The sequence below is a fragment of the Lysinibacillus sp. NPDC094403 genome (assembly GCF_050278745.1).
In the GTDB taxonomy this organism is placed as follows: domain Bacteria; phylum Bacillota; class Bacilli; order Bacillales_A; family Planococcaceae; genus Lysinibacillus.
In genome coordinates this window covers 109,180-132,620 of the sequence record NZ_JBNNTL010000006.1, presented here as the reverse complement: position 1 = coordinate 132,620, position 23,441 = coordinate 109,180, and the positions used below count along the sequence as shown (strand labels likewise).

Here is a 23,441-nt window from a genome sequence, read left to right as displayed (position 1 = left end):
CCCGTTTCAGCGCAAATTTTGACCTATTATTGCACCGAAAATCATGACAAAGCCCATAGGTAGACCGTATAAAAAAATAACTTTTCCTAATAGTAAAAACATAGCAAGTGCCGCTAAGTTCGATGTGAAATTAAAAGCCTTTGCATTACCTGCAGCCTGTAAGAAATCATCTCCCATCATTAATAAAATGAAAATAAAAAAAGAACCAGTGTTAGGTCCGAAGAAACCATCATAAAAGCCAGCAGCAGCAAAAGCGCAAATAAAGGCTATTTTCATAACAGTACTTGATGTTCGCTCTTCAGGTCACTGTCCCCAATTTTTCTCGAAAACCGTATAAGTGGTAACGAGGACGAGCATAACAAGCATTAGAGGTTTTAAAATAGCTGGTGATACGAGATGCACGGTGTATGCTCCAATGAACGAACCAATAAAAATAAAAGGTATTATTTTTTTTAGATCAACCTTGCCCGCTCGTAAAAAAGTTAACATGCTAGTCCCATTGCTAATTGTATTGGTTAGTTTGTTTGTGGCAATAGCTGTACTTGGGGGTAAACCAACAGCCATAAGTGCAGGTATATAGTAAATCGATGTCCATATGTATGATATTCACAATCTTCTTTAACGCATAATGTGTTAGTTACTCTTAGTACTGCGAATTGTAATAAATGACAATGGAGTATTCCTCTTTTAATGTAAATATCGTTTACAATTCCTTAACATTTATAACGATCAAAAAACAGAAGAGAAAAAAGTTTTTTCAAGTATTTTTATAAAAATCAAAGAAAAAACGGTAATATTTAAAGAAAAATCGATAATTTTTGTTATCGAGTTTCCAACGTTTTCAACTTGAAAATGCACCTTAAAATAATTGTGGCAATTTTAATATTACATTTTTGTAAATTCAACTCGTTTATGTTTAAAAATCTGTAGATTTATGTGAAATTTTTGTTATGATGATTGCAGAAATCGACAATATTTATTCAACAGGAGGAACACTATGTTCAACTCAAACAAGCAAGATCCATTTTTCAAAGCATTATTAAACATTTCTAAAAATGTCAAAGAAGGTATTTACTATGCACATAATGCACGTATTCAAGATATAGATGCTCTAAAAGAAATCGCAGGCACAATGAAGCAATATGAAACAAGTGGAGATAAATTGATTCACGAGCTTATCGTCATGCTAAATAAATCATTTATGACACCTATCGAGCGTGAGGATATTTTATCACTTGCAAATAAATTAGATGATGTCATTGATGGTATGGAAGGCTGTATTGCCCATTTTGACATGTATAATTTAACAGAGGTTACAGAGCCAATGCGCCAATTTCTAACATTTATTGCAAAAAGCACAGACGAAATGGTCCAAGCAATGGAGCTATTAAATAGTAAAAAGCTTGTTGAAATGCGTAAACATGCTATTCAAATTAAGGACTATGAGCGTGAATGCGATGAAATATTCCGCTCGTCTATGAAGCAATTATTTATTCAAGAAAAAGATCCAATGCGTATCATCGTGTTCAAGAGTATATACGAACAATTTGAAGATATTGCAGATAGCTGCCAAACAGTAGCAAACACAATTGAAACAATAATTATGCGTAACGCGTAAGATGGAGTGTACGAAATGGATACGATTTTACTAATAACAATATTAATCGTTATATTCGCACTTGTGTTCGATTTTATTAACGGTTTCCATGATACAGCCAACGCAATAGCAACTTCTGTATCAACAAGAGCTTTGAAGCCTCGAACAGCAGTATATTTGGCTGCGGGTATGAACTTCATCGGAGCTATTACATTTGTTGGGGTAGCGAAAGCATTGACAAAGGATATTGTTGACCCATACAGCTTGAATGCTTTTACTGGTGATACTACAGGATCTGTCGTTATTTTAGCGGCATTATTTTCAGCGATCACATGGAATTTAGTAACGTGGTACTTTGGAATTCCATCTAGTTCATCGCATACATTAATTGGTTCTGTGGCAGGGGCTGCTATTGCAGCGGCAGGCTTTGATGCTTTGAACTACAGCGGCTTTATAAAAATCCTTCAAGCGCTTATTTTCTCACCATTACTTGCGTTTGCAGCTGGTTTCTTAATGATGTCTTTATTTAAAGTACTATTTAAGGATATGAATTTATATCGAACAAATAAAGGCTTCCGGACGATGCAAATAGGTACTGCAGCTTTGCAATCATTTACTCACGGTACAAACGATGCGCAAAAAGCGATGGGGATTATTACGTTAGCTTTAATTGCAGGAGGCTTACATCACACAGACGATATTCCATTCTGGGTTCGTTTTGCAGCAGCATGTGCGATGGGGCTTGGTACTTCTGTAGGTGGTTATAAAATCATCAAAACAGTTGGCGGCAAGATTATGAAAATCCGTCCAGTAAACGGAGTTGCAGCAGACCTTGCTTCTGCATCCATCATCTTTGGTGCGACATTAATTCACCTACCAGTATCTACAACACATGTTATTTCTTCATCCATCATGGGTGTAGGAACAGCACATCGTGTAAAAGGTGTTAAATGGGGCATGGCACGAAAAATTGTAACGACATGGGTTATTACTATGCCAATTTCCGCAGTCATGGCTGCAACTATATACTTTATATTAAATTTATTTTTCTAACATAATGGGAGGAATGCACAACTTGCGTGCATTCCTTTTTTTATTTTGATTAATCGGATAGGATCGACGGAAGGGTCGAGTAACACGACGGAAAGAAAAAGATAAGCGAGGGATAGCCAGTCCAGAACGACGGAAGGAAAAGGCGAAGCGATGGAAGGGCCGAGTAGAACGACGGAAGGAAAAGGCAAAGCGACGGAAAGGCCGGGCAGAACGACGGATAAAAATGGCGAAGCGACGGAAAGTTCGCCCCGCTCGACGGATAAAAAATGAGAAGTGACGGATAGCCAGATCTATGGTAATTATAAAGAAAGTGTAAAGTTCAGAAAAAACGTCTTTTTACATAGTAAGGTTAGTACAGGAGGAAAACAGATGAAAGAAAAGCTATTACTGATTGAGGATGATACGGCGATTGGACGTATTGTGAAGGATACGCTTGAGCAAGAGGGTTACCAAATTACTTGGGCAACAACAGGCCTTGAAGGGCTAGCTGATTTTCAAGCAGATACGTTCGATTTAGTGTTAGTCGATTGGATGTTACCTGAGATGGATGGTCTTTCTGTTTGCCAAAATATTCGTTGGGAAAGTGATGTACCTATTTTAATGATGAGTGCGCGTAAGGAAGAGGCAGATAAGGTTGAGGGCTTGCAGGGCGCTGATGATTATATAGCGAAACCATTTAGCTTAGAGGAGTTAAAGGCACGTGTAGCCTCACACTTACGTCGCTGGAAACGTTATACAAAAAAAGAAGTCACTGAAGATGTAACATCCTTTGCACACGGCTTACAAATTAATTGGCAAAAGGAAACAGCGCGCCTTGATGATAAAGAGCTTGCCTTAACACAGAAGGAAATTGCTCTGTTAAAACTGCTTGCGAAAAATCCAAGCCAAACCTTTTCAAAAGAAGAGCTATATCAGCATATTTGGCAACAGGCGAGTGTCGATGAAACACATACAGTTACAGTACATATAAAGGCGCTACGAGAAAAGCTAAAAGACCCAGTTAAAACCCCTTATTATATACAGACGGTATGGGGCAAGGGCTACCGCTTTATTGGTGAACCGCTATGAAAATTAAAACATGGCTACTCATCACTTTTTTCATCGTGATGGTTTTACCGATAACAGGTGCTTATGGCCTTTATGTGTGGATTAATGCCTATTATCAAGATAAAAACTTTGCTGAGTATTTCGAGAAATGGACAGAGTTAAATCAGGTAAAATCTGTTCTCGAAAATCCTGTACATTATAAAAAAAATGCGGATACAAAAGAGATTGAAGCATTAACGAATAATCAGCTCGCAATTACACTTTACTCGAAATCAGGCTTACTTTTGTATTCCTCAATTCCGTTGAGATTGGAATATGAATCTAGAGATAGTGTTTTTAAAGGTTTATATGAATTAAAGCAAAACTACAATGCCTTTACTTATAAAGAACCTGTTTATCAAGATGGGGATTTGCTTGGGGTTTATAAAATTCAATTAGTTAGGACGGATTGGATAAAAGGCGTAGAAAGTCGTTCTTGGCTTGTAATAGCTAGCTCTATACTATTATTTCTCCTAATTTATTTTGCAGCTATGATGCTGCTTAACCGTAAATTAAATCGACCGTTACATGAACTGATGCGGCAGATGCGTGCTTTTGCAAAAGGGGAGCATGTGGAATCGAATTTAGTGGCAAGAAAAGATGAAATTGGTGAACTTGCTCAAACCTTTCTTGCTATGCAGGATGAAATTGAAACAGCGCGTGCGCACTTAAAAGCGGAACAACAGCAAAAGGAGCTAATGATTGCAAGTATTTCCCATGATTTAAAAACACCTCTTACAGCAATACAAGCGTATGCTGAGTCGTTACAAGGCAAGGCGTTGTCGGAAGAACTTCAAGACGAGTACCGACAGATTATTTTAACAAAGTCTGAAACGATGAAGCATATGTTAGAGGATCTACTAATGTACACTTTACTGCAATCTACAAGTTATAATTTAGAACTTGTAGCAGTAGATGGGGCTGAGTTTTTTGAAATGGCACTGTCTGATTATGATCAGCTTTGTGAGGATCAAGGATTTATGCTTGAAGTTACTTGTGACATAGAAGGGATGTATGCTGTTCATCCGAAGCAGCTTCAACGGGTAGTTGACAATTTAATGAGTAATGCTTGGCGTTATGGAGCAGAAGGTACAACGATAGGTTTAGCAGCCTTAAATACTGGGAAGTGTCCTACAGGATTCTTTGATTTTGTAAAGCCTGCACTGAAAAAACAAGAAGGTATGTATATTATTGTGCAAAATAGCGGTCAGGGTATAAATAAAGAAGATATCGACAAGTTATTCGAGCCCATGTACCAAGCAGATACAGCACGAACAAAGGCTGGGGAGCGAGGTACTGGACTAGGATTAAATATTGCAAAACAAATAATAGAAAAGCATGGTGGGACAGTAGAGCTTGTATCGAGAGAAGGCAATGGAACAGCTGTACTTTGCTGGTTGCCACCATTTAAAGGAGAGATTTGATAATGAATTGGAAAAAATCATTACGTGCAGCAGGCTTAGTTGCCGCACTAACATTTAGCTTAGTAGGTTGTAATACGCAGGGATCATATTCACCACAGGAAATTATTGATCATGCATTACAGGAAACGAAAGAACCACTTACTTATTACGGTGAATACACAATGGATATGGGCGAGGCTGGTGGAAAAGCTCAAGTCAAAGAGTGGTCTAAAGATGGTAAGCGACGTATTGAGACAATATCTGAAAATGGTGAGCATAGCATCGCAGTCAACAATGGCTCACAGGTTATTATGTATGATGTTGTGAAAAACACTGTTCATAAAATAGATATTAGCAAAGATGGGTTAGATGACTTCCCATCACAAAGAGATCAGTTAGAAATACTATTTAACACAGTAAAGGATACACATGATGTGAAAATTGCCGGAGAGGAGAAGATTGCTGGAAGAGATACGTATAAAATTGTAGCGAAAGCTAAAAAAAATGATACTTTAATTGGTGATATAGAAGTATGGGTTGATAAAAAAACATGGGTAACATTAAAAACAATAACGAATAGCGCTGGAAATAAAATGACAACAGAGTATGCGAAACTGGATGACAGTGCAAAAATTGATGATGCACAATTCACAATTGATATCCCAAAGGATGCAAAAGTGGAAGAAATAAGTGTACCTGAATCTGAGTCAGTAAAACTGGATACAGTGAAAGAACAACTAGGCGAATTTTTAATGGTGCCAGAAGAAAATGGGCTTACTTTGGATGGTATTTCATTAGATAAAGGGATTGAAGACCGTTCAGAATACACATTTAATTATTCAAAGAATGGTCAGCAAAATATTTCAGTAACTGTTTTTAAAGCAAATAGTAATGCTACTAAGGTAGAGCCTGTTTTTGGTGAAAAAGAAATGGACATCCGAGGTCAAAAAGGTACTGTAATGGATGAGAATAAATTCCGTAGTATTAGCTGGCAGGAAAACGGCTATCAATATAGCATTTTTATTGGAAATTCTGAGTTAACAATCGATGACCTTGTAACATACGCAAAACAAATGACCATCGTTAAGTGAGGTGAATTGTATGAATAGAAATGAATTTATAAAATGTCTAGCGTTGTTTTTATTTAGCACAGTTTTTTTATACGGTGTAGGTGAAACATATGGCGTTCCATGGCTGCGATTTCATTTCTTAGGACAATACAATGATGGGGGTTTTTATTTCAGTTTTAGTTCTTTAACCCCTATACTTGGCGGCTTACTAATTGTTATGTTATATGAAAAGATGATTAAGCGACTTATTTAATATGATGAGAAAATCCACTCTGAAAAAAGAGTGGATTTTTTTGTCTTGATCATATTGTAACTAAAATTTGCTTTTGCAGAGATTTATAATAAAATCATTTTCTACTTGTTTAAAAAACAGGCTTTTTAATGGAATGATTCCAACTATTTCCTTAAGAAACGGTAGATTTACGAGAAAGTTTATTCACTCGTATTTCCTTATAACAATAGCCGCATTATGACCTCCGAAACCGAATGAGTTAGACAGACCCGTATTTATTTTCACTTGGCGAGCAATAGATGGTACATAATCGAGATCACATAATGGATCAGGATTTTCTAAGTTAATTGTTGGAGGAATTATCCCTTCCTTTAAACTTAGTGCTAAAGCAATTGCTTCAACACCGCCTGCTGCCCCTAACATATGACCGAGCATAGATTTATTAGCTGTTACAGGAATCTGATAAGCTTGTTTACCAAACAGCTGCTTAATAGCCATCGTTTCGGAGATGTCTCCCACTTTTGTACTTGTTGCATGAGCACTAATTACATCAATTTCTTCAGGTGATAAATTTGCATTTTTTAAAGCTGATCTCATTGCAAGATAAGCCCCTTTGCCTTCCGGATGTGTAGCTACGATATGGTGTGCGTCTGAACTTGCACCATATCCAATGACTTCTGCATAAATCTTTGCCTCTCTACGTAAAGCATGAGATAAAGATTCTAAGATTAAAATTCCAGCTCCCTCTGACATGACGAATCCATCTCGATTTTCATCAAATGGACGACTGGCTTTAGTGGGATTATCGTTTCTCGTTGATAATGCTGTAGCATTACCAAAGCTTGCTATTGATAAGTCTGTTATAGCTGCCTCTGTTCCACCTGCGAACATAACGTCAACTTCTCCAGAACGAATTAGTCTAAAGGCTTCACCAATAGCTGTATTTCCAATTGCACAAGCAGAAACAGGCGACAAAGAAGGTCCCATTGCGTTCCACTTGATACTAATTTGTGCTGCAGCAGCATTAGAAATCATAGCAGGTACTAGGGTCGGGCTAACTCTTCTAGGACCCTTCTGTCTAAGCGCATCAATATTTTCAATCAAGGTTTCAATTCCCCCTATACCTGAACCTACATATACGCCTAACCGTTCTACATCTATATGATCGAGGTCTAACTTAGAATCTACCCAAGCTTGTTCAGCTGCAGCCAAAGCAAATTGTGAAAAACGATCCAAACGTTTAGCTTCGCTCCTTCCTAAAACTTCATCTGCATCAAACTCTTGGACGATACCTGCAATTTTTGTCTTATGATTAGTAACATCAAATGTATCGATAATGGATATACCAGATTCTCCGTTAATCAAATTGTTCCAAAATGTTTGGATGTTGTTTCCTAAAGGAGACACTATCCCCATACCGGTAATCACAACTCTTTCCATTTTGCATCCCTCCAAATAAATAATTTACTTGTATTTTACATCTGTTTTATCCTATTACAAGTGATTGTTTATCCTGGTATAATTACTAATAGGTTAAATGGATAAGATGAGGAGTTTTAAAAATGAATGATAAAACTAGGCTTGAAGCTTTGTCGACATTCTTAAAAGCTAAGCGTGCCCAAATTAAGCCAGAGTCTGTTGGTTTGCCTGCTGGAAATCGGAGAAGGACACCTGGATTACGAAGAGAAGAGGTTGCACAATTAGCAGGTGTAAGTACCACTTGGTATACATGGCTAGAGCAAGGAAGAGATATTAAAGTTTCTTCAATCGTACTTGATTGTATTTCTACAGCTCTACAATTAAATAATGATGAAAGAGACTATTTGTATGACCTGGCATTAGAGACAAAATCAGAAATTACAAATCAAAAAAAGAATCAATCAGAGCTTAGCCCTTCTTTAAAGCGAATACTAACTGAATTAACATATTGTCCGACTATCATTACAGATCGACATTGCCATATAGTGGGCTGGAATCCTGCAGCTGCTCATGTTTTTTTAGATTTTGAACAAATACCGGATGATCAAAGAAATTTGATTCGATTAGTGTTCACCAGAAAAGAATTTAAAGCATTGGCCGTCAATTGGGAACATTTTGCGAAAGGTTTTCTTGCTATTTTCCGTACCTATTATGGACACTATTTAGGGGATGAATGGTACAACCAATTTATTAAAGAAATGAATCATTCACATTCAGAATTTCAGGATTTATGGCAAGAAAGTCAAGTAAGTAAGGCTCCAGAAATGATCATTGAATTCAGACATGCTAAAGCAGGCAAAATGTTGTTTAATTTAACTTCTCTTCAGGTGCAAGGTGATATGGATTTACGGTGCAGTATCTATACACCAGTAGAGGAAACGGATACAGAAAATAAATTAAAGCGATTAATGAAAAGGATTTCGGTTAAAAATTAATAAAGTAATGTAGTTATTCGATTAAAGAGCGCTTTCCTGGAAACATGGAAAGGGTCTTTTTAGATTATTCAAAGATCAATATCTTAGATTATTGAATATCCTCGTTTGAAAAAGCCTTTCATTGGACATCTATCAGTGGGAGAGTGAAAAAAGTATGTTATTATCCGTAGCGTGGGAAAAGTATCAACAGGAAAAAAATCGAGGGATATTCATTACTTACATTAAAAACATATCTTTTTCAATATCATCTTTTTTTGCGATTTTTTTGGTGACATAGATATTTTGAAATAAACTTTAATTAAGACACTCTTGTAAAAATGAGTGTCTTTTCGTTATAGGGCCAGTAAGTGGAAGAAGGAACTTTTGCCCATTGTATAGAAATATTGTAAGAGAATTTCTTAGAATATATGAACAAGATGAATCAATTCATAATTTATATGTGTCAATATTAAACGAGGGGGTTTATTAATGGAAATGAATGAAAAAACATATCTAAGTATAGAAGAGATTATTTCATTACCAACATTATCAGGTACAAATATAAGTGAGAATGGCAAAAACGTAGCATTTGTCAAGAAGTCAGCTAACTGGAAAGACAATATATATATGAATCATGTATGGATATATGAAAAAGATAAGGGGCAGTGTTACCCATTAACAACTAGGGATATAGATAGTACATACCCATTATGGTCTTCAGATTCTAGAGATATCGCATACCTTAGCCCAGTTGGTGACGGGGATCATAAGAAAAATCAGATCTTTGTTAAGTCATTAGATGGTTATAGTGGGGTTCAAATTACTGATGAGAAAGAAGGAGTCAGTAAATTCAAATGGGAGCCTACTGGCAAGGGTTTTTATTATGTTGCACAGTCTAAAGAATCGGAGACGAATAAGAAACGTAAGGAACTATATGGAGATTTCCATCATATAGGTAAGGAATACCAGAATAATTGTTTATATTACATTGAAATAGAAAAAGTGATACAAGATGATAAATATGAACATGAAAATTGCGTTGTTTATCAACTAACTGATGGTAAGGATTTTCATGTCCATGAATTTGATATTTCAAATTGTGGGAAAAAGATTGTATTAATGGCTACACCAAGTCCAAATATGGGGGATTATCTTAATGGGGATCTTTACATACTAGATATTAAAGCTGGAGAGCTACAAAAGTTGAATACAGATAAGTTGTTGGGAGGGAGTGTTTGCTTTTCACCTGATGGCAGCAAAATATGTTACTCAGCAAGCATAAGGGAGAAGGATTACTATAAGACCCATATACAAGAAAGTACGCTTGAGATTTATGATATTAATAATGGAGAGCTAATTAAACCTTTACCAGATTTTGATAGTACGGTTATTCCATTACGGTGGACAGCTAAAGGAATTTTAATTAGATGGCAAAATAAAACTAATTATCTTATTGGGTTGTTATCTGAGAGTGGCACTGTGGAAATGTTAAGCGGAAAAGAAGATAGCTTTATAATGGATGCTTCTATAACAAGGAACGGAAATCATTTAGCCTTTAATAAGGCAATTAGAAATGAAACCTTTGAAATCTATTTAGACGATAAAAAAATAACGAATGAAAATAGCTTTTTCAAAGGAAAGCTTAAAAGTAACAGGGAAATAATTTCATGGCAAAGTAGTGATGGTCTTGAAATAGAGGGCGTTTTATCAACCCCAGTAGAGTTTGACGCAAATAAAAAATATCCCTTATTAGTGGTAATCCATGGTGGTCCGGCTTGGGCATCTTTTCCAATATTTTCAGACTGTTTTAATGAGAAATATCCTATTGAACAGTTTATCGAAAAAGGCTTTATCGTTTTAGAACCAAACTACAGGGGAAGTTCTGGTTATGGTAATGAATTCTTAAAAGCAAACTATAGAAAATTGGGAATTGCTAACTACGATGATGTTATATCTGGAGTGGATAAACTGGTTGACAAAGGGATTGCAGATAAAGATAGAGTAGGGGTTATGGGATGGAGCAACGGTGGATATATATCAGCTTTTTGTTCTACATTTAGTAGTAGATTTAAGGCGATTTCAGTTGGTGGTGGGATTACTAATTGGAGTACCCATTATGTAAATACAGATATCCCTTACTTTATTAGGATGTATTTAGGAAATACTCCATGGAATGATCCAGAGATCTATAGCAAAACATCACCAATGACATATATTAAATCAGCCTGTACTCCCACTCTAATCCAACATGGCGAAAAGGATGCAAGAGTCCCAACTTCAAATGCATATGAGCTATATCAGGGATTAAGGGATATGGAAGTTGATACAGAATTAATAATATTTAAAGGAATGGCATATAGTTCTGACCAGCCAGGAGTTAATGTGGCTATTATGAAGCAGAATTTGATGTGGTTTTCACACTATATTCTTGGAGAGAGTATGAAAGATTTTAGAGTTTTATGATTAATAAATGAACCGATTGGAAATTCTGTTTGAACTAAGTAACTATATTGAAATGGAAGAAAAACGTTTCGAAATCAATTTGAATATATGAGAATGAAAGTTTTGACGTTTGGCTAAAATATTTTCCTTGTTTGACAAACGAGCGCAATTGTTGAGTAAGAAGTGGGTGATACATAACTAATTTTGCGATTTAGGCCTTGATATTAAAATAACTAACTTTATTTTCGCGAAACATTGATTTATCTTCAAGTATGAATGCTATAATATGTAAAAACTTCAAAGGGGAGCTGTGAATGGAACGGGAGATTGTAGAAACAAAATATTTTACTTTGCATACTTTAAGTGACGGTGTGCTTGCTGCTATTGCTAAACCAGGTCAAGGTGCTTGGAGTAATGCTGGAATAATTGATTTGGGTGACGAGCTTCTAGTTTTTGATTCGCTAAGTACTCCTAGTGCAGGGGAAGAGTTAAGGCGTCTAGCTGAAAGTTTAACTGGTAAAAAAGTAAAGTATTTGATTAACAGTCACTATCACGGGGATCACGTTTTTGGGAATCAAGTATTTTCAGATACAACGATTATTTCTACATATGTAACGGAGAAATTGTGTAAAGAAAAAAATAAGATTGAAGATTATGAGAAGGAAAAGCAGGACATGAATCATTACCTGCTGCAGCTAAAAAATCAAATCGATTCAACAGAAGACACCATTTTAAAAGAGAGTTTAATTAACCAATATCAAGAAATGTCGAAGGTGTTAGATGACTTATCTCAATTACAAATTGTGCTACCATCCCTATTGTTTGAAGAAAAATTGACCATCACTGGTTCCGCTAAAACTGTGGAATTATATTGTTTAGGCGGTGGTCATTCACCGAGTGATACATTTATGTACCTACCTAAAGAAAAAATAGCTTTTATGGGAGATTTAGCGACAGAAGATTTACATGTACCGATATACAACTCTGTAGAATTTTTGACCATATTACAGCGAGTTAAACAAATCGATATTAATATAATTGTACCTGGTCATGGCAATGTTGCTGATATGACATTATGCGATACATTAATTGATTATTTATCTTTAATGACTCAACGCGCAAAAGAGGCTCATCAACGAAAATTATCACTGGAAAATTTTATTTCTGAATTTGATATACCTAAAGAGTATAGGGAATGGAAGGGAGTAAACGGTATAAAAGCTAACCTTACAACGATATACACTTGCCTCCAAAAAAGCTAAAAATCCACTTTTTAAAAACGTGGATTTTTTGCGTTGATTAAATACGGACAATAAAATCTGATTGATGATGATTAGTATTGCAAATATAGTCGCTAATTGTGTTCGCCCTGCAGCATACAGAGCTATGACGGCTAAAGAGAATATCACAAATTCAAGCAAAAAATGCAAAGCCCCATTCAATGGAAATGTTGCTTTAGTTGAACCAAACAAACTCCAAATAACTACGAACAAAACAGGTGCTCCTATGCCAAGTAAAAGCTTAAAGAAAAGGCTTTTTCTAGTTTGTATACCCCAATATCCAAAAGCTATTATCACACAAATTTCTAAAAGAAAGCGAAGAGCTAAATTCAACACCATAGTATCCCTCCGAAAAATTGGTTATTAAAAGGTTGAAAATCGCTGATAAAAGCGTACATCGCTGATAAAGGCGAAAGAATCGCTGATAAAACATCGAACATCGCTGATAAAGGTGAGAGAATCGCTGATAAAACATCGAACATCGCTGATAAAAGTGAAAGAATCGCTGATAATACATCGTACATCGCTGATAAAAGTGAAAGAATCGCTGATAAAAGCGTACATCGCTGATAAAAGTATGAGAATCGCTGATAAAACTTCGCTTACCTCCGAAACGATCTTAAGCTATTTGTTGTAAATGAGTTTTAGTAAAGGCTTCATCATATTTTAATCCATAGCCTAGTGCACGATCTAAAAATATATGGGCTAGCCAAATAATAGAGGCCATTAGAAGCGGTGTCGATATAATGACAAAGCCAACAATCATGAGAATCGCTGGCAGTATTAAACTATGGCCAATATTGTAAAATAAAGCGCCGACTTTCGTGTTTACAATGTAACCTAACATGCTTACATCAGGTAGTAATAAAAACAATACAAAATATAAGAACGAAAATTCAAAATGCCAGTAGAAAAATACACTTCCTAAAAATGCAATTAAATATTCAAAAGAGATAATTTTACGTAGTTTCATGATAACCACGACCTTCCTGTAGTTTTTTATACATATCCTCGATAAGTGAGCCGATGACCAACTTATTTTCCGTGTATTTTCCTTCAGCCATTAATGTTTGAGTGAGCTGTAAGGAGTGGAGTGCTTGCTGATAAAAAAATAGCTGCTGTTCAATGTGGGTGATCTTTGTAGAGAATAGCTGAACTGTTTCTTGATTGCAGGAATCTGAAATAGGCTTTTGCTCTAATGTCAGAAGCTGTTTGATTTCTTGTAATGTAAAGCCAAGCTGTCTTAATACTAAAATAAATTTTATTGTATGTTCACAAGTGACATCATACACTCGATAACCATTGTCCTGTTTATTTGGATGTAGTAATCCTTCTTTTTCATAGTAACGCACGGTATCAGTAGATAAATTATACTTAGCTGCAAACTGTTTGATATGCATGTGAGCACCTCCTGAATTTATCCTAACATTGGAGTATGCTCCAAGGTCAATACGATAATTGAAATTTTTTGAAATTATGTGAAACGGTCATTTATTGGCAATCGTTTATAGTGTAAGAGGGGGAGGTGGACGGCATACTTGAAGAAATTATGGATGAACATGCAGAGCATTTATTACGTCTCGCCTATTTTTACGTAAAAAATAGTCACGCAGCTGAGGATATCGTGCAGGAGGTTTTTATAAAATTTTCTCAGCATGATTACGAGGAACGTGGACAGCTACGTGCTTATTTATCTAGGTTAACGATTAATAAATGTAAAGACTATTTAAAAAGCTGGCATTATAAAAAATTAATTTTACAAGAGAAAATATTTCCAGTGAAGGTCAACATACAGCGCGATGCATTGATTGAAGCAGAGGAAAGATCGCATATTGGGGCAGCTATTTTAAAGCTTCCACTAACATATAGAGAGCCAATCATCCTTTACTATTATGAAGAAATGAAGATTGCCGAAATTGCACAAGTTCTAGGAATAGTAGAAAACACTGTTAAAACAAGGCTAAAAAGGGCAAGAGAAGCCTTGAAGTCTCAGTTAAAGCAGGATGAATGGGAGGTGCTTGGACATGAATGAATGGCAGAAGGAATTGGTGAAAGTAGCGGGGGATATGGAAGAAAGTAAAGAGCGTGTCAAAAAACGTGTCTTACAGCAGCATGATGTTAAATCTAAAAAGCCCATTCGTTTCGCGCTTTTAACGGCAATTGTGACGTTTTGCTTAGTTGGATTTGTCATGGTGCAGCTATTAAATAAGGACATGAAACAATCAGCAAACTTGTTCAACGATACACAGCTTGCCCATTTTGAAAATATTATGCGCATCATTTGGTTCGAAAAAGACGAAGAATCTTATAGAAGAGAGGCTTATGGACGGTACGAGAAGCTAGTTGCCACCTATTATTATGCGAAGTCACTTGGTCTTCAATATTCTGAGGCAGAGCTAAAGGATGAGAGGAAGGTGCGTTATGACCAGCTTGATATGCTACAACAAGTACCTGAATATGCTGAGCTTTTTAAAGAAGAGGGAGTCGATAAATATTTTAAGAAATATTTGGAGCCATTGTTACCGATGTATACAACTAAAAAAAAGCTTGAAGCCTTATATCTAGGAAAATACCCCACTTTCCCGAAAGGTATAGTAGAACAATTAGTCACTCAAGATGCTCTCCGTTATTTTGATAAACATTTTGCAGAGCAGGCAAAAACGTTTCAGGAGCAAAATGGAATCAAGAATTATTCAAGTAGCTCATCAGGAACTACGTATTTAGGAACAGTGATAAAAGTAGAATCTAATGCCTTTCTATTTGTTGAAGGAGTTATTCCAAAGGACTTAGAAAACCTTTCTCAAGAGCAAATTATCAAAAAGTACCCAAAAGCTACTTGGTATCCGGTTATGGATGATTTCCAAGTAAAGCAAGAAGATTATGTCAGAATAGAATCAAATAGTAATCAGTCAATTGATGAAAATGGAATTGTCACACACTACGGCCTATTAAACAATGTGGAAATTTGTGAACCAACAGTGACTACTAAGCTCAACATCCAAAATGAACAGGAAGCCATACAATTCTTTCAACAAACAGAGTGGCAGTCTGCTGAAGATATGGGAAGCCCTCCAGATTATTCATTTATGCTGAAGGGAGCTCGGGTAGATGTCTGGGTTAGTTACGGTCAATCACTTTATTTGTATAAAGTGGGTTCCGGTACTGTTCATCTTAGTCAAAAAAGATCAGCAGAGCTAAAGAAGATATTAGGTATTGAAGAATCTCAATAGCTTGTATGCATAAAGCATATTAACATTGCTTGGAGATTAAGCTTCACGGATGAGACGCTAGTACTTTGATTCCATTTACGACAGTCAGCAAGTCTCTTTAAAAAAAGAGGCTTGTTTTTTATTTGTCAGGAACTTATAGTTTTTGTACTGTTATAAATATTTTCCATATAAAAAGAGTCGTTTTTACAGGTATAAATAATTTTTTTAGGAAAAAAGAATCACTCGGTGTTATTTAAAGGTTAAATTTACTCATTTATTTGAAAATAAATGAGTCTGAGGAATTGTAATATTTCACATATAAAGATAGTATTAAAGGAGTAGGGGATATTATAAGGAGGGGCGGTATGAACACACAAGAATTTGAAGAATTATGGATTACGCTAAATGAATTGTACAATGCGAATCGCTTTTTAGAATATATAGATTTAAGTAGCGCAGCAATTGAAAGTGCTATTGCGCTTGGTGTGCACAAAAAGGCAATCCTGTTATTACGATATCGCTGTGCAAGCTATTTTCAAACAGGTGATTTACAAGTTTCCATTAGTGTGCTTGAACAATATCGTGAATTAACCTTTCAATATGGCGATGATATCGATTTAATCCATCATTATATTTTAGCGGCCGTCTATTGGGGGACATTAGGCCATTTAAAGAAATCTGAAGAATTTATGATCAAGGGACTCAAGATTGCCGAACGTGTTCAACATATAGAAAGTATAGGGAAAATTTATAATAATTTAAGCGACTTAGAAAACTCATTAGGAAACTATCAAAAAGCGAAGGATTTTGCATTAAAAAGCTTATACTATGCCAATTATTTTGAGACAAAGCATGAAAATCCTTATACAGGGATAATTTATTCAAAAATAAACTTAGCTGTCGCACAAATTTGGTTGGAGGAATTTGATGAAGCAGATGAACTATTGCAAGAGTTACTGGTGACGATTCAGAAACCTCCTTATTCCAAGGTACAATTGGAGGTTATTAATGCCTATGCTTTGCTTTGTGAAAAACAGGGACGCATTGGCGAGGCTATTGATTTGTACCAAAAGTCGAAGCACTATGCATTACAAAATAATGATTTATCGATGCTTCAAACTATCTATAATTCTTTGGTAAAGCTAATAGAAGAGCAAGGAAATAAACTTGTATTGTGCTCGATACAAAAGGAATATATTAATATTTTGCTAGAAATACAAAGGGAAAATTATACTCATTTGTTATTTGAGATGGAGTACAATGACCAGAAGAAACATTTTGAAAAAACGTCTTACATTGATCCATTAACGAATATTTATAATCGACGCTATTTTGATGTAAATGCAAAGAAAATGGTAGAGAAAGCTTCTTTAGAAAATCAGCAATTAGCATTAATGATGATTGATTTAGACCATTTTAAAGAAATCAATGATACAAATGGTCATTTATTTGGTGATGATGCTTTAACGAATACTGCTACTACATTAAAGAACTATTTTCAACCATTTGAGTCGATAGTTGCTCGTTTTGGCGGGGATGAGTTTATTGTTCTTTGTCAATTACAGGAAGATGAATCTGTGCAATTGATAGCTGATAATCTCTATCAAACATTAAACTCTCTGTCCTTATCAATCAATGATGAGACCGTTCAGTTGGAATTTAGTATTGGTGTAAGTACAAATAAACAAGGCAAGATTACCGAGGTTGAAGAGCTAATCCATAATGCGGACACAGCACTTTATACGTCAAAGCGCAATGGTCGTAGCCAAATCACTGTCTTTAATCAATATAGTGATGCGGGAAATAGTAAAAAATTGGTACAGGTGGATTTTAAATTGTGAGCGTTCGATTTAGAGAAATATTTATAATCAATCATAAAGGATCTGCTTCAATTCAACGAACAGTCGTTGGAGTTTGCAGATTCTTTTTTCATTTTAAAAAATTTTTTTAAAAAAATGAATCGGAAATGAAGTGGCGTCCGTCAGTAGTTTAGAAAGAAGGTGAGGACAACGATGGATATCGAAGAAATTATTGCAGAGCACGGTGATTATTTACTAAAGGTTGCTTATTTATATGTGAAAAATGAAGCAACAGCTGAGGACATTGTGCAGGATGTGTTTATCGCCTTTTATCAAAAGCAGGAGCAATTTCGCCAAGAATCATCATTACGTACATATTTAGTGAAAATGACGGTCAATCGAAGCCATGATTATTTGCGTAGCTGGAAAAGTAAACGACTGACACTCTTTGAAAAAATAACAGGTCGTACGACAGCAGTTACACCTGAAAAAGAATTTCTTGCTAAGTCCACAAAACGAGAGCTAGTAGAAGCTTTGTTTACATTATCTGTGGCATATAGGGAAGTACTGATTCTCTATTATTTTGAGGATATGACGACAGTGGAAATTGCACAGCTCGTATGTTGTCCAGAAGCAACAATACGTACAAGATTACAGCGTGCTAGAAAGCAGCTTGCAACAGCAATCGGTGATTATGATTGGGAGGTGTTACGCCATGAATCAATTTAAAGAAGATGTGCTAAATGAACTTCGAGATGTGAAGCTTACAGATGAAAAAAAACAGGCAATTGCCCAAAAAGCACGAAGTAAGGGCAAACGAAGAAGTAGTAGTCCATGGCAATATCGTGTGGTGCTTGCGACGTTTACGATTTTTGTGATTGGTTTTAGTTATTTATTATCGCAGAACACAGACCAACATACGGGAAGTCAGCAGGCAGCGAGTATACAGCAAGAAGCGGATACATGGAGTATTTTGGGATTGCTAGAATATGACTTTGTGAAGGGAATTTTGATATGCAGTGTTTTTCAGATTCTATCATTTTTAATAAGACGTTATTTGAAAAAGAAGAAATATGGTTTACCAATTTGTATTCAATGCGGAGAATCATGGTCATATAAACAATCACACAAGCTTTTATGGACAAATAATGCAAAACCAATTGAATGTAAACATTGTGGTCAAAAACAATATCGTACAAATAAATCAATGCGATTAAATGGGATACTCCAGATACCTATGCTTCACCTAATATTTCTAACAAATGTAACTTTCCAAAATATCTGGGTAGGAATAGGTTTTTATTTAATTAGTACCATTGCATTCTATTGTACTTTAGCTCCGTTTTTATTTGCTTTCCAGGAAAACGATCCGATGAAGGAGCCTCAAAAACCACTTTGGTAATATTTATGACACTTGAAAGGGGAATAGTGATGGAGGCAATTATACAAATAGAAAAATTACAGAAATCTTTTGGGTCTTTTGAAGCGATTCGGGATCTATCATTTTCTATTCAAAAAGGAGAGATTTTTGGCATAATTGGACCGAATGGGGCTGGTAAGACAACTACTATTGAAATTATTGAAGGTCTGCAAGAATGTTCATCTGGCAAAGTATCAGTACTAGGATATGATCCATGGAAAGATGAAAAAAAAATGAAAGAAAACATTGGCGTAATGTTTCAACATACGAATCTGCAACCAAAAATTAAAGTAGGGGAAGCTGTGGAATTGTTTGCATCATTTTATTCTAAGCAAATTGATACAGCTAAAGCATTCCAAAAGTTAAAACTAGAAAAATATCGAAATTCTTATTTTAAAAATTTATCTGGAGGTTGGAAACAAAAATTACTTTTAACATTAGCTACATTACATTCGCCACAAATAGTATTTTTAGATGAACCAAGTACAGGATTAGATCCAAAATCTAGAAGAGAACTATGGGAATTGATTGTCTCACTAAGAGATGCTGGAACAACAATTGTGTTAACTACACACTATATGGAAGAGGCTGAACACCTCTGTGATCGAATTGCATTGATTCATCACGGAACATTAGTTGGTTTAAATACACCAAAAAAACTTATCCAAAGCCTAAACAAGGAAAAATCAATCTGTGTTGCTTGTGAACAATTAGATATAGCGTTGGTTCAAAAGATAGCAAGTGTACTAAGGATAGAATTAAAAAATAATTTATATCAAATTTTCACCGATGATCTAGAATGGACGGCACATAAACTTTTTGAACTAGTTAATAATCAAGGTTGGATTGTTGAAGATTTTAGATTTAATACGGGTTCGTTAGATGATTTGTTTGTTCGTCTACCTCAAAAAGTGGGGAAAAAATAATGGTTGCTATCCAAAAGTTGACGCTGACAGAATTGAAATTGTTTTTTAGAGATCTACAATCAATGATTTGGACATTTATTTTTCCTTTTGTGATGATATATTTCTTAGGATTTTTGTTTGGAAGTAGCGAAGTAGACGACGTTAATTACAAAACCTTATTAATCCCGAATATGATTGCTCTTTCACTTCTAAGTACGGCCTTATTTACTTTAGGTACCCGAATTGTAAGTTATAAAGAATCTCAATTATTAAGGACTTATCAAACAACACCGTTACATTCTATACGAATGATACTATCTTTTTGTGTTTTTGGAGTAATTATTTCCCTTTTTAGTATAATTATTTCTTTCACTAGTGGTTATATCATTTATCATGTTCAGGCACCTATGTATTTGTTAGCTACAATTGGAGCTTTGGCATTAAGTATGGCGGCATTATTTTCATTTGGAATATTAGTAACAGGTATTAGTTCTACTATGCAGGGAGCAGCAGGAATAAGTGTGTTAGCTTTAAATCTACAAACATTTTTATCTGGAGGAGTTATACCATATCAAATTTTACCCATTCCTCTTAAAATAATTGCAAAAGCATTACCATTACATTATGTGAATGACCTTTTAACATTTACATGGACAGGTCAATCTGTAAATCCAATATGGATAGATGTATTAATTTTATTTTTAATGGCGATTTTCTTTATTATGTTATCAATACGTTTTTTTAAATGGAGTTAAAATTGAATACAAAGGTGAGAGAGTATAATGAGTGAAAAGAATATAAGAAGAAAAGATAGTAATAAGAAATTGTGGATGACTATAGGATGTGTTCAAGGTTTCGTACTAGTGGCTCTATTGTTAATATATGTATTTTGGTATAAATGATCCTATTTGATCATTAATTTTGATGGGAGAAATTGCTAGTTCACTATAGCAATTTCTTTTTTTATAGCAATTTTTCAAAATAGATTGACAACAGTTTTCATTTGCTTTATCGTTGTGTTAACTTATTTATACTGTGAGTTAACGCACAAAAGGAGGCAATTTAGTTTGAAGAAGAGTAGTACATATAATTATGTGTTGGCAGCATTTGGTGCAGCGATTATCGCCGTGTTAGCACAAGTAAGCATTCCATTACCATTTTCACCTGTACCGATTACAGGACAAACATTAGCAGTAGGCTTAATCGTAACGATTTTAGGGACAAGACTTGGTACGTTCTCAGTACTGATTTATATATTACTTGGCGCAGTAGGTCTTCCGGTATTTAGTAGTATGTCGGGAGGATTTGCAATTTTGGTTGGCCCAACAGGTGGCTATATTGTAGGCTTCCTAGTTACGGCAGTTATTATGGGCTTATACTTAGATAAATTTGGCATTACAATCTTCCACGCTATTACTGCGAATCTGATTGGGATGGTTGTGACATTAGCATTTGGAACGGTTTGGTTAAAAGTTGCAGCAGACTTAAGTTGGACTGCAGCATTTATGGGCGGTGTGGCACCATTTATCATTGTCGGTATTTTAAAAGCTGTTCTGGCAGCATGGGTTGGCGTAATTGTTCGTCGACGTTTAGAAAGTGCACATTTAATAGAAGCGATTGCATAGGAGGCGAATTGTTTTGGCAACCTTATGGACAGGTGGAACAATTTACACGATGGCGCAAGTTGGCGAAACAGTCGAAGCAGTCCTTGTAGAAGATGGAAAAATTGTGGCGACAGGCTCAGTAGATAGCTTGTTGCCACTTGCTACTTCTATTCAAGATTTACAAGGGAATGTGATGTATCCAGGCTTTGTCGATAGTCATTTACATATTATTGGCTACGGGGAGAAATTAAAGCATATTGATGTCTCGAACGTCAGAAGTAAGGATGAGCTTCTGGCAATTATTCGTAAGCGAATGTTAGAAGTTCCCGCTGATGAATGGGTGATCGCGATAGGGCTTAATGAGACGCAATTTGAAGTTCCTATTTTCCCAACATTAGCGGAGCTTGATGCTCTAGGGGAAGCACATTTAATTATTAAGCGAAGCTGTCATCATTTAATTTTGGCTAATTCTAAGGCGCTGGCATTTGCGGAAATAACAAAGGACACACCATCTCCAGAGGGTGGTGTAATTGATAAAGTGAATGGACAGCTAACAGGAGTCTTAAAGGATTCAGCATTGTATATGATTGTTAACCATATGCCCCATATAACGCCTGAGTACATTGAGGATGCTCTCGAAAAGGCAGTAAAATCGCTGCAATCATATGGCTTAGTAGGTGGTCATTCTGAAGATTTAAGTTATTACGGGCCACCGCTTCAACCAATCAATGCTTTTCGAAAGATTGTCGAGGCAAAGCAATCGTTTAAAGCTCATTTATTACAACACCACACGGTATTTGAGGAAGTTGCCAAGATGGAAACAGCATTTTCTTCGTATTTAGAGTTTGGTGCAATGAAGATCTTTATCGATGGTGCCTTTGGAGGACGTACCGCTGCCCTACGTGAACCTTACTGTGATGAGCCAGACAATTGCGGTATGCTTGTACATTCAACAGAACAATTAGAGGAATATGTTCAACTTGCACGTCAGCATGGACAAACAGTGGCAGTGCATGCCATTGGAGATTTAGCCATTGAAACAATTTTAAAAGTATTTGCCGCCTATCCGCCTCGTGAAGGTCAATTAGATCGTGTTATTCATTGCAGTTTGGTGGATGAAGGTATTTTAGATAGACTTGCTGCGTTGCCTGTCGCAGTAGATATGCAGCCACAATTTGTGCAAGGAGAGTATGTGGCAGAACTAGCAAGGTTAGGGGAGGAACGAGCAAAAGGCTTGCACCCGTTAAAATCGCTCCTTGATCGTGGAGTAGTTGTTGCAGGTGGCAGTGATGCCCCGATTGAAGTCCCCAACCCCTTATATGGCATATATGCTGCAGTAACAAGACGGAATTTTGGGGAATCTCATAATGGCTACGGTCCAGAAGAGAAAATTTCACGTTTTGAGGCAGTACGACTCTATACTGTAGGAGCTGCACAAGTAATAGCTCAAGATCATGTTCGAGGTAAGATTGAAAAGGGCTATACAGCAGACTTCACTGTTCTAGAAGAGGATATTTTTACGATAGCTATTGAAAACATTCCACAAGTTAAAGTCGCCTATACGGTTGTTGATGGCCGTATCGTTTATGAAAAGCGCTGTAAAGAATAAACTTTACAGCGTTTTAGCTTGTTAGCCGCTTGGGCCAGATGTGCAAAAGCATATTGGCAGGACAGATGTTTTATGCCCCTTTTTCAATCTCGCCATTAAGTTTTTGTGAGGAGCGTCGAAACTGTTGCGTTTTCCGTCACTGTGTGAGGATAGTTTATAGTAAGTAATTTTTATTATTGCTTTAAAATCTAATTTGGTTTCAGCTTGTCGACTCTCCCTGTGATGAGGAACCGTTGATTTTTCACGGAGAGTGGCACTCCTGCGGGACGTGCTTGCGATGAAAGCCCCAACTCGAAGTGAAAATCAACTTTTGTTTATTGATACAAATTATTTATTGTC

22 protein-coding genes and 1 pseudogene are annotated in these 23,441 nt (G+C 35.9%); 18 read left to right on the top strand and 5 right to left on the bottom strand.

What is annotated here, in order from left to right:
- Nucleotides 1-6: 6 nt before the first annotated feature.
- Nucleotides 7-564 (bottom strand): annotated as a pseudogene (locus tag ACQKMV_RS11935) (sulfite exporter TauE/SafE family protein).
- A gap of 433 nt (nucleotides 565-997) precedes the next feature.
- On the opposite strand from ACQKMV_RS11935, the gene ACQKMV_RS11930 reads away from it, so the two are divergent.
- The 6 genes from ACQKMV_RS11930 to ACQKMV_RS11905 all read left to right on the top strand — a co-directional run bounded on the left by ACQKMV_RS11930 (nucleotide 998) and on the right by ACQKMV_RS11905 (nucleotide 6,462).
- Nucleotides 998-1,618, top strand: coding sequence for a DUF47 domain-containing protein (locus ACQKMV_RS11930; protein ID WP_427423951.1), 621 nt, complete (start codon nucleotides 998-1,000; stop codon nucleotides 1,616-1,618).
- A gap of 15 nt (nucleotides 1,619-1,633) precedes the next feature.
- On the top strand, nucleotides 1,634-2,650 hold the full coding sequence (locus tag ACQKMV_RS11925) for an inorganic phosphate transporter (protein ID WP_427504136.1): 1,017 nt from the start codon (nucleotides 1,634-1,636) through the stop codon (nucleotides 2,648-2,650).
- A 369-nt stretch (nucleotides 2,651-3,019) separates the two neighbouring features.
- Nucleotides 3,020-3,718: a response regulator transcription factor gene (locus ACQKMV_RS11920; protein ID WP_427504134.1), complete on the top strand. Its 699-nt coding sequence runs from the start codon at nucleotides 3,020-3,022 to the stop codon at nucleotides 3,716-3,718.
- Nucleotides 3,715-5,160 carry a HAMP domain-containing sensor histidine kinase gene (locus ACQKMV_RS11915; protein ID WP_427504133.1) on the top strand — a complete coding sequence of 482 codons (1,446 nt, stop codon included), beginning with the start codon at nucleotides 3,715-3,717 and terminating at the stop codon, nucleotides 5,158-5,160. The genes ACQKMV_RS11920 and ACQKMV_RS11915 overlap by 4 nt, the downstream gene beginning before the upstream one ends.
- A gap of 2 nt (nucleotides 5,161-5,162) precedes the next feature.
- Complete coding sequence (locus tag ACQKMV_RS11910; protein ID WP_427504132.1) at nucleotides 5,163-6,230, top strand: LolA family protein; 1,068 nt, start codon at nucleotides 5,163-5,165, stop codon at nucleotides 6,228-6,230.
- 10 nt (nucleotides 6,231-6,240) lie between these two features.
- Complete coding sequence (locus ACQKMV_RS11905) at nucleotides 6,241-6,462, top strand: hypothetical protein (protein WP_427504130.1); 222 nt, start codon at nucleotides 6,241-6,243, stop codon at nucleotides 6,460-6,462.
- 183 nt (nucleotides 6,463-6,645) lie between these two features.
- Here ACQKMV_RS11905 and fabF read toward each other — a convergent pair whose 3' ends face one another.
- Nucleotides 6,646-7,881, bottom strand: a complete 1,236-nt coding sequence (gene fabF / locus ACQKMV_RS11900) for a beta-ketoacyl-ACP synthase II (RefSeq protein ID WP_427504129.1) — start codon at nucleotides 7,879-7,881, stop codon at nucleotides 6,646-6,648.
- A 122-nt stretch (nucleotides 7,882-8,003) separates the two neighbouring features.
- Here fabF and ACQKMV_RS11895 point away from each other — a divergent pair, with 122 nt between their 5' ends.
- From ACQKMV_RS11895 to ACQKMV_RS11885, 3 genes are all read left to right on the top strand, one after another.
- Nucleotides 8,004-8,855 carry a helix-turn-helix transcriptional regulator gene (locus ACQKMV_RS11895; RefSeq protein ID WP_427504128.1) on the top strand — a complete coding sequence of 284 codons (852 nt, stop codon included), beginning with the start codon at nucleotides 8,004-8,006 and terminating at the stop codon, nucleotides 8,853-8,855.
- Nucleotides 8,856-9,323: 468 nt separating this feature from the next.
- Nucleotides 9,324-11,297, top strand: a complete 1,974-nt coding sequence (locus ACQKMV_RS11890) for a S9 family peptidase (protein ID WP_427504127.1) — start codon at nucleotides 9,324-9,326, stop codon at nucleotides 11,295-11,297.
- A gap of 293 nt (nucleotides 11,298-11,590) precedes the next feature.
- Nucleotides 11,591-12,538 (top strand): MBL fold metallo-hydrolase, encoded by a 948-nt coding sequence (locus tag ACQKMV_RS11885; RefSeq protein ID WP_427504125.1) that lies wholly within the window; start codon nucleotides 11,591-11,593, stop codon nucleotides 12,536-12,538.
- Here ACQKMV_RS11885 and ACQKMV_RS11880 read toward each other — a convergent pair.
- The 3 genes from ACQKMV_RS11880 to ACQKMV_RS11870 form a co-directional block, all read right to left on the bottom strand.
- Nucleotides 12,422-12,895, bottom strand: a complete 474-nt coding sequence (locus ACQKMV_RS11880; RefSeq protein WP_427504124.1) for a YrdB family protein — start codon at nucleotides 12,893-12,895, stop codon at nucleotides 12,422-12,424. The two genes, ACQKMV_RS11885 and ACQKMV_RS11880, sit on opposite strands and share 117 nt — an antisense overlap.
- 280 nt (nucleotides 12,896-13,175) lie before the next feature.
- Entirely contained in the window at nucleotides 13,176-13,529 is a 354-nt protein-coding gene (locus ACQKMV_RS11875; protein ID WP_427504123.1) for a DUF4260 domain-containing protein, read from the bottom strand.
- Entirely contained in the window at nucleotides 13,516-13,956 is a 441-nt protein-coding gene (locus tag ACQKMV_RS11870) for a MerR family transcriptional regulator (RefSeq protein WP_427504122.1), read from the bottom strand. The genes ACQKMV_RS11875 and ACQKMV_RS11870 overlap by 14 nt, the downstream gene beginning before the upstream one ends.
- Before the next feature lie 125 nt (nucleotides 13,957-14,081).
- On the opposite strand from ACQKMV_RS11870, the gene ACQKMV_RS11865 reads away from it, so the two are divergent.
- From ACQKMV_RS11865 to ACQKMV_RS11825, 9 genes are all read left to right on the top strand, one after another.
- Complete coding sequence (locus tag ACQKMV_RS11865) at nucleotides 14,082-14,588, top strand: sigma-70 family RNA polymerase sigma factor (protein ID WP_427504120.1); 507 nt, start codon at nucleotides 14,082-14,084, stop codon at nucleotides 14,586-14,588.
- Nucleotides 14,581-15,786: a hypothetical protein gene (locus ACQKMV_RS11860; protein ID WP_427504119.1), complete on the top strand. Its 1,206-nt coding sequence runs from the start codon at nucleotides 14,581-14,583 to the stop codon at nucleotides 15,784-15,786. Before ACQKMV_RS11865 ends, ACQKMV_RS11860 begins: the two co-directional genes overlap by 8 nt.
- A 344-nt stretch (nucleotides 15,787-16,130) precedes the next feature.
- Nucleotides 16,131-17,606, top strand: a complete 1,476-nt coding sequence (locus ACQKMV_RS11855; RefSeq protein ID WP_427504118.1) for a diguanylate cyclase — start codon at nucleotides 16,131-16,133, stop codon at nucleotides 17,604-17,606.
- 171 nt (nucleotides 17,607-17,777) lie between these two features.
- Nucleotides 17,778-18,293, top strand: a complete 516-nt coding sequence (locus ACQKMV_RS11850; RefSeq protein WP_427504116.1) for a sigma-70 family RNA polymerase sigma factor — start codon at nucleotides 17,778-17,780, stop codon at nucleotides 18,291-18,293.
- A complete protein-coding gene (locus tag ACQKMV_RS11845; protein ID WP_427504114.1) occupies nucleotides 18,280-18,966 on the top strand; it encodes a TIGR04104 family putative zinc finger protein in 687 nt (228 codons plus the stop codon). Before ACQKMV_RS11850 ends, ACQKMV_RS11845 begins: the two co-directional genes overlap by 14 nt.
- A gap of 29 nt (nucleotides 18,967-18,995) precedes the next feature.
- Nucleotides 18,996-19,910 (top strand): ABC transporter ATP-binding protein, encoded by a 915-nt coding sequence (locus ACQKMV_RS11840; protein WP_427504113.1) that lies wholly within the window; start codon nucleotides 18,996-18,998, stop codon nucleotides 19,908-19,910.
- Nucleotides 19,910-20,644 carry an ABC transporter permease gene (locus ACQKMV_RS11835; protein WP_427504112.1) on the top strand — a complete coding sequence of 245 codons (735 nt, stop codon included), beginning with the start codon at nucleotides 19,910-19,912 and terminating at the stop codon, nucleotides 20,642-20,644. Before ACQKMV_RS11840 ends, ACQKMV_RS11835 begins: the two co-directional genes overlap by 1 nt.
- A 312-nt stretch (nucleotides 20,645-20,956) precedes the next feature.
- Entirely contained in the window at nucleotides 20,957-21,514 is a 558-nt protein-coding gene (locus ACQKMV_RS11830) for a biotin transporter BioY (protein ID WP_427504110.1), read from the top strand.
- 13 nt (nucleotides 21,515-21,527) lie between these two features.
- The gene (locus ACQKMV_RS11825; protein WP_427504109.1) at nucleotides 21,528-23,102 is read left to right on the top strand and encodes an amidohydrolase; all 1,575 of its coding nucleotides are present in this window, start codon (nucleotides 21,528-21,530) and stop codon (nucleotides 23,100-23,102) included.
- The last annotated feature ends 339 nt before the right edge of the window (nucleotides 23,103-23,441 follow it).

Bases quoted from the DNA above. Each gene is read 5' to 3' on its own strand.
- ACQKMV_RS11860 (WP_427504119.1), top strand. From the start codon at position 14,581: ATGAATGAATGGCAGAAGGAATTGGTGAAAGTAGCGGGGGATATGGAA.
- ACQKMV_RS11850 (WP_427504116.1), top strand. From the start codon at position 17,778: ATGGATATCGAAGAAATTATTGCAGAGCACGGTGATTATTTACTAAAG.
- ACQKMV_RS11895 (WP_427504128.1), top strand. From the start codon at position 8,004: ATGAATGATAAAACTAGGCTTGAAGCTTTGTCGACATTCTTAAAAGCT.
- ACQKMV_RS11875 (WP_427504123.1), bottom strand. From the start codon at position 13,529: ATGAAACTACGTAAAATTATCTCTTTTGAATATTTAATTGCATTTTTA.
- ACQKMV_RS11905 (WP_427504130.1), top strand. From the start codon at position 6,241: ATGAATAGAAATGAATTTATAAAATGTCTAGCGTTGTTTTTATTTAGC.
- ACQKMV_RS11910 (WP_427504132.1), top strand. From the start codon at position 5,163: ATGAATTGGAAAAAATCATTACGTGCAGCAGGCTTAGTTGCCGCACTA.
- ACQKMV_RS11855 (WP_427504118.1), top strand. From the start codon at position 16,131: ATGAACACACAAGAATTTGAAGAATTATGGATTACGCTAAATGAATTG.
- ACQKMV_RS11880 (WP_427504124.1), bottom strand. From the start codon at position 12,895: ATGGTGTTGAATTTAGCTCTTCGCTTTCTTTTAGAAATTTGTGTGATA.
- ACQKMV_RS11890 (WP_427504127.1), top strand. From the start codon at position 9,324: ATGGAAATGAATGAAAAAACATATCTAAGTATAGAAGAGATTATTTCA.
- ACQKMV_RS11845 (WP_427504114.1), top strand. From the start codon at position 18,280: ATGAATCAATTTAAAGAAGATGTGCTAAATGAACTTCGAGATGTGAAG.
- ACQKMV_RS11870 (WP_427504122.1), bottom strand. From the start codon at position 13,956: ATGCATATCAAACAGTTTGCAGCTAAGTATAATTTATCTACTGATACC.
- ACQKMV_RS11925 (WP_427504136.1), top strand. From the start codon at position 1,634: ATGGATACGATTTTACTAATAACAATATTAATCGTTATATTCGCACTT.
- ACQKMV_RS11835 (WP_427504112.1), top strand. From the start codon at position 19,910: ATGGTTGCTATCCAAAAGTTGACGCTGACAGAATTGAAATTGTTTTTT.
- ACQKMV_RS11920 (WP_427504134.1), top strand. From the start codon at position 3,020: ATGAAAGAAAAGCTATTACTGATTGAGGATGATACGGCGATTGGACGT.
- ACQKMV_RS11840 (WP_427504113.1), top strand. From the start codon at position 18,996: ATGGAGGCAATTATACAAATAGAAAAATTACAGAAATCTTTTGGGTCT.
- ACQKMV_RS11930 (WP_427423951.1), top strand. From the start codon at position 998: ATGTTCAACTCAAACAAGCAAGATCCATTTTTCAAAGCATTATTAAAC.
- ACQKMV_RS11915 (WP_427504133.1), top strand. From the start codon at position 3,715: ATGAAAATTAAAACATGGCTACTCATCACTTTTTTCATCGTGATGGTT.
- fabF (WP_427504129.1), bottom strand. From the start codon at position 7,881: ATGGAAAGAGTTGTGATTACCGGTATGGGGATAGTGTCTCCTTTAGGA.
- ACQKMV_RS11885 (WP_427504125.1), top strand. From the start codon at position 11,591: ATGGAACGGGAGATTGTAGAAACAAAATATTTTACTTTGCATACTTTA.